Annotated in this window: 6 protein-coding genes and 1 tRNA gene; 6 read left to right on the top strand and 1 reads right to left on the bottom strand. The window is 66.4% G+C overall.

The genetic code is table 11. The features are described from left to right. The 3 genes from WA805_RS30660 to WA805_RS30650 form a co-directional block, all read left to right on the top strand. A partial coding sequence (locus WA805_RS30660) for a hypothetical protein (protein WP_425244070.1) occupies nucleotides 1–197 on the top strand: 197 nt, incomplete at its 5' end. 371 nt (nucleotides 198–568) lie between these two features. After that, nucleotides 569–1,294, top strand: a complete 726-nt coding sequence (locus WA805_RS30655; protein ID WP_422285362.1) for an endonuclease domain-containing protein — start codon at nucleotides 569–571, stop codon at nucleotides 1,292–1,294. Between the two features lie 61 nt (nucleotides 1,295–1,355). Next, nucleotides 1,356–1,429, top strand: a tRNA-Ile gene (locus tag WA805_RS30650). Nucleotides 1,430–1,948: 519 nt separating this feature from the next. On the opposite strand, the gene WA805_RS30645 is transcribed toward WA805_RS30650, so the two are convergent. Further along, on the bottom strand, nucleotides 1,949–2,071 hold the full coding sequence (locus tag WA805_RS30645; protein WP_422338996.1) for a hypothetical protein: 123 nt from the start codon (nucleotides 2,069–2,071) through the stop codon (nucleotides 1,949–1,951). A gap of 186 nt (nucleotides 2,072–2,257) precedes the next feature. Between WA805_RS30645 and WA805_RS30640 the strand changes: the two genes are divergently transcribed. The 3 genes from WA805_RS30640 to WA805_RS30630 all read left to right on the top strand — a co-directional run bounded on the left by WA805_RS30640 (nucleotide 2,258) and on the right by WA805_RS30630 (nucleotide 6,661). After that, entirely contained in the window at nucleotides 2,258–3,412 is a 1,155-nt protein-coding gene (locus WA805_RS30640; protein WP_422338997.1) for a cobalamin-independent methionine synthase II family protein, read from the top strand. Between the two features lie 460 nt (nucleotides 3,413–3,872). Further along, nucleotides 3,873–4,730 carry a hypothetical protein gene (locus WA805_RS30635; RefSeq protein WP_422338998.1) on the top strand — a complete coding sequence of 286 codons (858 nt, stop codon included), beginning with the start codon at nucleotides 3,873–3,875 and terminating at the stop codon, nucleotides 4,728–4,730. 509 nt (nucleotides 4,731–5,239) lie between these two features. Then, a complete protein-coding gene (locus tag WA805_RS30630; protein ID WP_425244069.1) occupies nucleotides 5,240–6,661 on the top strand; it encodes a hypothetical protein in 1,422 nt (473 codons plus the stop codon). Nucleotides 6,662–7,642 lie beyond the last annotated feature (981 nt).

Genomic DNA, 7,642 nt, shown 5'->3' with positions numbered 1-7,642 from the left:
CGGCCGACGACTTCAACGTCTCCTTCGAGCCGGAAGCCGACCTCCCCGGCATCGCCGCCGCCGCGGGCGGCGCCTTCGCCGCGACAGTCGACGACCCCGCCGAACTGCCGTCGGTGCTCAAGGACGCGCTAGCCGCCGTCCACGCCGGCCGCTCAGCAGTCGTCGCCGTCCACCTCCCCCGAGCCCAAGGCGCCTAACCCGCCGCCGCCCCGGAAATCCTTGTCAGTTCCGTTGTTATACCCACGGAAACGTCACGGATTACCAGGAGACGTCACTTATCCACAGGTTATCCACAGCGCGAAATTCGATAGTGACAGGCGCTTGCGCGCCTCGGCAGTCTGGAGGCATGAAACTAAGCCCGGCTGGCCTCATCGACGTTCTCGCAGATCACGAGGGTGTGATCAGCACGTCCGATGCGCTTCGGTTCATGACGGAAAACCAATTGAGATGGCAGATATCCTCCGGGCGCTGGCAAAAACCTGCCCGCGGCGTGGTGGTCGCCCATTCCGGCCCGCTTACTGACCGGCAAATTCTCCGAGCCGCGTTGCTCCGGGCTGGCCCGCGAGCCGTGCTCGCCGGCCTGACCGCTGCCCGGCTTGACGGCCTGACCGGATTCGGAGACAAAGCTTCGTTCGCGGAAAGCGCCGTCCACCTGCTCGTTCCGTACGGGTACCGGCGGCGAACCCCGCCGGTCAGGCCGTGGGTGATAACGCACTACTCGCGAGAGCTCATTGACGCGGACGTGCATCCGACCCGGCAGCCGAGGCGGACGCGGATCGCGCGGTCGCTGGTCGACGCCGCCGCCTGGATGCCGGCCGACCGCGGCGCGATGGCGGTCCTCGCCGCGGGCGTTCAGCAGCGCCTGGTTCGGGTGGACGACCTGCGCCAGGTGGTTGCCAGGATCGAGACCCTGCGCCGGCGCACTCTCATGACCGGCATTCTCGATGACATCACGGGCGGCGCGCAGGCGCTGTCTGAGCTGGACTTCACCCGTCAGGTCGTGCGCGCGTACCGGCTGCCCGAGCCCAGCCGCCAGGTCGCGCGCCGTGACTCGCGGGGGAGACGGCGGTGGACCGACGTCATGTGGGACGACTGCAAGGTCGCGGCCGAGATCGACGGCGCCCAGCACACCGAGGACCCCTTGCAGCGCTGGGACGACATGGAGCGGGACAACGATCTCAACGTCGACGGCTACCGGACGCTGAGGTTCCCGGCGTGGCTTGTCCGGCAGCACCCGGAGCTCGTCGCCCGGCAGATCCGCAGGGCGCTCCGCGCGGCGGGTTACCGAGACTGACGAGGCTCCGCGAGCGAGCCCGGTAAGGCAGGCGCGAGTGCGGTACTCTTGCGGCTGGTATGGGGCGGTAGCTCAGCTGGTCAGAGCAGCGGACTCATAATCTGCCGGTCGCGGGTTCGAGCCCCGCCCGCCCCACCTGCGGCTTTATGCCGTCACCGGTCGATTCGCGACTGGTTCGTGGACCGGCGAAATCTGCAGCTGTGTAGCCTGCCGCGTTAGTCCTCCGGTCACATCGAGCAGCCGCCGAGCGGGTCGTGGCGTGCCAGGGTGTACGCCGGGGAAGGACCCGCTGTCAGGCCGCGAGCTCCGGTTCCGGAAGACCCGCAGGACCGAGGTCGAGGCGCAGATCGAGCTCAGCAAGCTGCTCGCGCTCGCACGTAATGCGCCAACCTCGCGTGCGCCGGCAAACCGTGCATCGAGCATCGCCACGTCCCTGACCTGCGACCAGCCCGCCCGACGCGCGGACGGAATGGGAGCAGGCGGACTGGTAACTGGGGCCAGCTTTTTGGGCGCTGCGGCGACCTTGCCTCATCCGGTCGGGAGCCCCAGGCGGCGTCGTTCAAGGTCGGAGCGCAGGGCGCCGAGGGCCAGGGAAAGGACCTTCAGCTCATCGAGAGCGACGGCCTCGCCGAGGATCTCCTGGATTGCTGCCTGCTAGGCGGGCTCTGCCCGGGACACGGCCGACTCGCCCGCGGGGGTCAGCGCGAGCAGGGAGGAGCGCCGGGAGATCCGCGACGACATCCACGAAGCCTTCCTCAGCCGCGCCAGCGCCATCATCTGCTGGCGCCGCCTGCGAAACCTCTCACTTTGTTAGGACCTCCAAGAGCACCCGGAGCCCGGCGGATACCTCGCGGGGCGTACGTTAAGAGCCTGAACTGGGTTACGCGGCCGCAACGCCGGGGCCGCCGGGGGTTGCCGGGTGCCCGGGGCGTCGGAGTGCCGCGCGAGCGGAAGGGGCGGGCTATGCAGCCGACAGCAGACCGGATCCTGACCACGCACTCGGGCAGCCTGCCGCGACCGGCGGAGTTCTTGCCGCTTCTGCTGGCCCAGGAAGCGGGCCAGCCCGTCGACGACGCCCGGTTCCAGGGCGAGGTGCGGGCGGCGGTGCGGGAGACCGTGCAGCGGCAGGCGGACGCGGGTGTCGACGTGCTCAACGACGGCGAGGTGAGCAAGCCCAGCTACGCGACGTACGTCAAGGACCGGCTGACCGGCTTCGGCGGCGAGGGCTCGGTCGAAGAGATCACTGGATCGGTGACAGCGGGCCTGGAGGAGTTTCCTGACTTCGCCGCGAAGATGGCCCAGACCATGGCGTCCACGCAGACCATCAAGTTCACGACCTGCGACGGACCGGTCTCCTACGTGGGACAGGACGCGGTGCAGGCCGATATCGAGAACCTCAAGGCGGCTACCGAAGGCGTTCCCGAGGTAGCCACGTTCATGAGTGCCGCCTCGCCGGGAGTCATCTCCGTCTTCTCGCCCAACCGGTATTACGGCAGCCAGGAGGAATACCTGAGCGCGCTCGCTGCGGCGATGCGAGAGGAATACGAGGCGATCCACCGCGCGGGCTTCATCCTCCAGGTGGATTGCCCGGACCTGGCCATGACCGCCCCAGGCGCCGGGTCGCTGGAGAACTTCCGCAGGCAGATGGAGCTAAATGTCGAGGCGCTCAACGAGGCGCTGGCCAACGTCCCCGCCGAGGCATCGCGGATCCACATCTGCTGGGGCAACATCGAAATGCCGCGGACCAGGGATGTCGAGCTCAAGAACATCATCGACATCATCCTGAAGGCCAAGCCGGCCGGCATGATGCTGATGGCGTCCAACGGCCGCCACGCGCACGAATGGAAGGTGTTCCAGGGCACCAAGCTGCCCGAAGGCAAGTACGTGATCCCGGGCGTTCTCGACTCCACTTCGAACATCGTCGAGCATCCCGAGGTGGTCGCGGACCGGCTGATTCAGTATGCCGGGGTGGTGGGCCGGGAGAACGTGATGGCGGGAACCGACTGCGGGTTCGGGACGGCGGCCGGCATGGACATGGTGGTCCCCACCGTCACGTGGGCGAAGTTCCGGGCCCAGTCCGAGGGAGCCAGGATCGCCTCAGAGCAGCTGTGGGGCTAGGAATTGCTAACAGAATGACCTGTGGGAATAGCGGTGATGGTGAGGCGATTGAGCAGGTCTGTGAGGAAGGGCCAACAACCGCCATGGATCGTCCCGGACCAGTTATAGGCCCGCATCGAGCCGCTGCTGCCGTGGTACCGCGCCGGGCTGACCCAGCGTCACGGCGATTAGGCCGGCACGGCGATGTTCGCAGTGACGACGCATCCAGACAATCATGTCCAGAAAGCGGAGGCGGGACACCGACTCGGGATGCTCAGCAGCTCTGGCTGACGGGCTGTCTCAAGCAGCTCTATCGAGTCACTGCGCGACTGGACCTGGGTAGACACGTGACAACCTCGCGCTTACACTGGAAATGTAAAACTAGAATCCTGCGACTAGAGAACACACGGGGACCGCCGAAGCGGCAACTCCGGGCGATCCCCTAGCCACCCCGCCAAGATCTCGCTGTGGGGAGGCGGCCATGAGCAATCTTAGTTTCCGCAGGACCAGGGCACCGGCCGTAGCCGTGCTGGCACTCGCCGCCGCAGCGCTCGCCGGATGCGGTGGCGCTGCAGCGGCAGGCAGTCACTCTCACCCTGCAGCCACGAGCGCGGCCACGACAGCCGCGGAGCGCGCAGCGGTCCCGGGCCCGGCGACGAAGGTCCCGGCGACGAAGGCCCCGGCACCCGCTGCCCCGAAGGTCCTGCTCAGCCTCAGCGGCAGCGGGATCGCGAACTCGCCGCCGGTCCTGGTCGCCGCCGAGACCCTGACCGTGCACTACAGCTACAGCTGCGCATCCTTCGGCAGCTCCGGCAACTTCATCGCCGACCTGCAGAGCGGCAACCAGGCCAGCCTCGGCTCGGATGACCAGCCGGTCGCTAACGCGCTGGGCAGCGGCGGGTCGGCCACGACCACGATCTACCCGCAGAACCCCGGCAGCGACTACCACCTGGCAGTCAACTCCGAGTGCGACTGGAACGTCATCGTGTGGAGCGGCGTCGTCACTCAGAGCCCGCCCGCGACAACTCCGGCCGCCGCGCCGGCCGGGACTGATCCGTGGGCGGTGATCAGCGCGTTCTACGGCGACATCACCAGCAAGGACTACGCCGCCGCGTGGACCCTGCTGGGCTTCCACCCGAACGGTGCAAGCTATGCAGCGTGGGTGGCCGGCTACGCCGACACAGGCGCGCAGACCGTCACCGAGATCAGCGAGTCTGGCGACCAGGTGTCGTTCAACCTGACCTCAAACAACCCGGACAGGACGGTCCAGACCTACACCGGCACCGACACCGTGCAGAACGGGCGGATCGTTGCAGCCAGCGTGGTTCAGACCGGCTGACCGGCGCACAGGCCCCGATGGCTTGCACGCGCCGCGTTCGATTCCCGCGGGACATCCTCTTGTGCGGCGGCGTGGAACGAGTCGTGGAACGGACCGCCTAGAAAACGCACGGTTTTGAGTGCAGCGATAGCACTTTCGTGTGGCATCGGTGCAGATAGCGGCCTCAAAGCTTGGGAGCGTGCTTCTTGTAAACGGCAGGTGGAGCTAGTTCGGGGTACCTGCGTTACCGCCGGTACCAAGATCACCTACCTTGGTGGAAGCGAGTGGTGTTCTTGATTTCGATGCTAAGGCCAGGAGGGCAATCGTGCTGAACGGGGGTTCAGACGTCATTGGACTTGCATGTACATCCAGAGACTCAGGGGTACTGCTGTGGACGGCTAAAATTCACCTCCGGTTTCCGCGACTCGGCCGCACGCCGTCGGTCGACTCGCGTCGCCCAAACGTTACGGCGCTCTAACGGGCTCTGCCGCCAGAGCCTGCCGTCACCGCGCGCGTGTCAGCATTCGAGCATGGGACAGGTACTTACCCATGTGCCCTGCCCGGAGTGCGGGACATCCGGCGATTCGGATCCCGAGCAGAGCCACTGGCAATGCAGCAACTGCGGGAACGGTTTCTTCCTGCGACGCTGTACGGCGTGCTCCAGGGTCAGCTATGTCGACGGCTTGCAGGGATTTCACACTCCATGGCCGTGCACTTGGTGCGGGCGGTACAACCAAGGCTTCAGCCAGAACCAGGACCCGGCTGCCGCGAGCGCGGCCGAGCTAGCCGCCGAAGTGCACCGCTACGGGCGTCCAGGCGGCCCGGCCGGACCGGACACCGGCGGCCGGGACCGGACACAGGCGCACGACATGGCCGTGGCCGTGGGCCCGGCCAGTCCGGGCGCACCATCGCCGCGGCACGGCCAGGTTCCCACCCCGACCCCGGGCACCTGGCACTTCGTGCGGAAACGCGGCGTCCTTGCTGGTGCGGCCGTCATGGTCGCGGTTGCCGCTGCGCTAGCAGCCCTCTTGGGGCCGCCCGATCATGGCGGAAGCAATAAGCCGCCGCTCCTAACTAGGTCGGCCCGGCCGACCTTGCGGCAGACGTCGACCGCCGCCACCATAGCCTGCGCCTCGGGTTCGATCGAGCTTATCGGCTCTTCCACTTTCGGCCCGGTCGTGCAGGCTGCGGCTAGCATTTATACGGGGCGGTGCCACGCTCGCATCAACGTGGTCTACGGTGACGTCGGCGGTAAAGGTATAGACAGCGCCTATGCCGCGGCGACGGTGAATGCGGCAGTGCAAAGTAAGCCTGCGCAAGCCGGGTCAATGATCGCCATGTACAACGGAGAAACCTCCAGCGCCCCGTTCCTGACGCCCGACCCGCTGGGTGTGCTCATTTTCTCCATGGTCGCGCATACCGGTCTCTACCCCGGATCGGACATCAGCAGTAGTGAGCTGAAGCGGCTCTTCCTGCAGGGCGGCGAGCCCGGCAAGATCGCGGCCGGCCGCCAGGCTGGCACTGGAACCCGTATTACCCTCCTGGGCTTCCTCGGAAGGCAAGGGCCAGAGCCGCAAGTTTCGGGCAACAGCTGCCCGCCCCCGGCGGGGAGTGCTGTTTGCACTGAATACAGCAATATGGGACTTCTCAGTTTCGTGAATAAAACGCGGAACGCGATCGGTTACGCGGAGGTTGACCACGAATCCAACGGGCATCCCGCCGGCTATCCCGACGCTTCCGTGCTCAGCATCAACGGCATCGCGCCCACGCCGGCGAACGTTCGCAATGGCTCGTATAATTTCGCGACAGTGGCCAACCTGTACATGCCCCCGCACCCATCGGCGCTAGCCAAGAGCTTCTACCAGTACCTGCTGCAATATATTGCGGCGAATCAGTCGGGCGGCCTGATCACGTGCTCCGGTGTGCCGAAGAAGCTGGAGGATAACTGCTAGGGCGCGGCGGTAAAGTACTGCCCGGACGCGCGGTCATCTGGCCCGCCGAGGGCGGCGTCCTGCTCAACGGCAACCGCACGGGGTAGATAGTCGCGTGACTCACGTAACGTGACGGCGACGCCCCAGGAAGAGAGATGCGGCGTGGACCGAGGCGTGGACCGCGATCCCTGAAAAACCCAGTGCTCCGTGTGCGCTCATGGCGTTGACGCGAGGCGTTGGTGCAGGCCAGGCGCGTCCTGCGGATGAGCGTGCTTCTCATAATCTGCCGGTCGCGGGTTCGAGCCCCGCCCGCCCCACCTGCGGTTATGTGTGATATCCGGTGTTGCCTGGACGGTTTCGTGGACCGAGATAGTTTGCCGGTGTTACCGCCATGGCCCATGCCCTTATGGTCACAAAGAGCAACTGTCGAGCGGTCGCGGCGTGCCGAGGTGTGTGGAAGGACCCGCTGACCCCGTGAGCTCCGGTTCCGGAAGACCCTCAAGCCCGAGGTAGAGGCGTAGATCGAGCTCCGCAAGCTACTCGCTCGCCCGCACTCAGGGCCCCGGCGGACTCACCGGAAGCCACCCGCTGCAACGACCCGCGAGCGCGGCTACGCGTGTGTGTCCTAGCGCAGCCCGCTCCATTCCCCGAGAGCGTTGCCCATGGGGTCACTAGCGAGGTCATCGACTCGCCAAACAGAGCGGCGGCCAGGCAACCCTCTCGCCGATGACCATAGAGGGCAGGTTGGTATTGCGCGCGGTCTTACCAGCAAAATCATTCACCACTGTGGTCTCCTTCGTACGAGAACACCCAGAGCCCGTATCATCACCGACCGCGTTGAGGCGACGCCAGCGTTGCCCGCGGGCTGCTGGTCTTGCTGGGCATCACTGGACAGACCGAGCCCGACCGCGACCACGCCGGCCTCAATAGTCTTTACGCCCCCTGTCACTGCGCCCACTGAACGACTGTCTCGACACGTTCGCTGCTCCGCCATCGATGTTC

It is taken from the genome of Trebonia sp. (genome assembly GCF_049794275.1).
GTDB lineage: Bacteria > Actinomycetota > Actinomycetes > Streptosporangiales > Streptosporangiaceae > Trebonia.
The sequence above is the reverse complement of the archived record's forward strand: the minus strand, read 5'-3'. Positions and strand labels throughout refer to the sequence as shown.